Below are 1,163 nucleotides of genomic sequence, written 5' to 3' on the forward strand. Positions count from 1 at the left end.
CCTCCCCGGACATGATGCGGACCCTGCTCCAGACCATGATCAACACCCTGCTGTCGGCCGATGCTGATGCCGTCGTCGGCGCCGAGTGGGGCAAGCCCTCGCCGGACCGCAGCACCAGGCGCAACGGCTACCGGCACCGTGATCTCGACACCCGTGTCGGCACGCTCGATGTGGCCGTCCCGAAGCTGAGACAAGGCACGTACTTCCCGGAATGGCTGCTGGAGCGCCGCAAGCGGGCCGAGTCGGCGCTGATCACGTTCGTCGCGGACTGCTACCTCGCAGGAGTCTCTACGAGGCGGATGGCTCCACGGATGCACGCTTCGCGGACATCGCATCCGCGGCTCCCAGCTCGTCAAGACTCTGGGGATCAACGCCTTGTCGAAGTCTCAGGTCTCGAGGATGGCGACGGATCTCGATGAGCAGGTCGAGGCTTTCCGCCACCGTCCCTTGGACGAGGCCGGCCCGTTCACGTTCGTCGCCGCCGACGCGCTGACGATGAAGGTCCGCGAGGGTGGCCGCGTGGTCAACGCCGTCGCGCTGCTGGCGACCGGGGTCAACGGTGACGGCCACCGCGAGGTCCTCGGCCTGCGGGTGGCCACCAGCGAGACCGGGGCGGCGTGGAACGAGTTCTTCGCCGACCTGGTCGCCCGCGGGCTGGCCGGGGTCCGTCTGGTCACGTCCGACGCGCACACCGGGCTGAAGGACGCGATCGCTGCGAACCTGCCCGGCGCGGTCTGGCAGCGATGCCGGACCCACTACGCGGCGAACCTGATGGGCATCACCCCGAAGTCCATGTGGCCGGCTGTGAAGGCGATGCTGCACAGCGTGTACGACCAGCCCGACGCCGCGGCTGTTCATGCTCAGTTCGACCGGCTCCTGGACTACGTGGGCGAGAAGCTGCCCCAGGTTGCCGAGCACCTCGACGCCGCGCGAGCGGACATCCTGGCCTTCGCTACGTTCCCGAAGGACGTCTGGGCCCAGATCTGATCGAACAACCCTGCCGAGAGACTCAACCGCGAGATCCGCCGCCGCACTGACGCCGTGGGGATCTTTCCCAATCGAGTCGCGATCGTGCGGCTGGTCGGAGCGGTGTTGGCTGAGCAGACTGATGAATGGGCCGAAGGCCGTCGGTACCTCGGACTCGAGGTCCTGGCCCGCTGCCG

Annotated in this window: 1 pseudogene; it reads left to right on the top strand. The window is 68.0% G+C overall.

Annotated features, from left to right (window positions below):
• Window positions 1–1,163: pseudogene (locus tag BJEO58_RS14745) on the top strand (IS256 family transposase); the annotation flags it as partial.

It is taken from the genome of Brevibacterium jeotgali (assembly GCF_900169175.1).
GTDB classification, from domain to species: Bacteria; Actinomycetota; Actinomycetes; order Actinomycetales; family Brevibacteriaceae; genus Brevibacterium; species Brevibacterium jeotgali.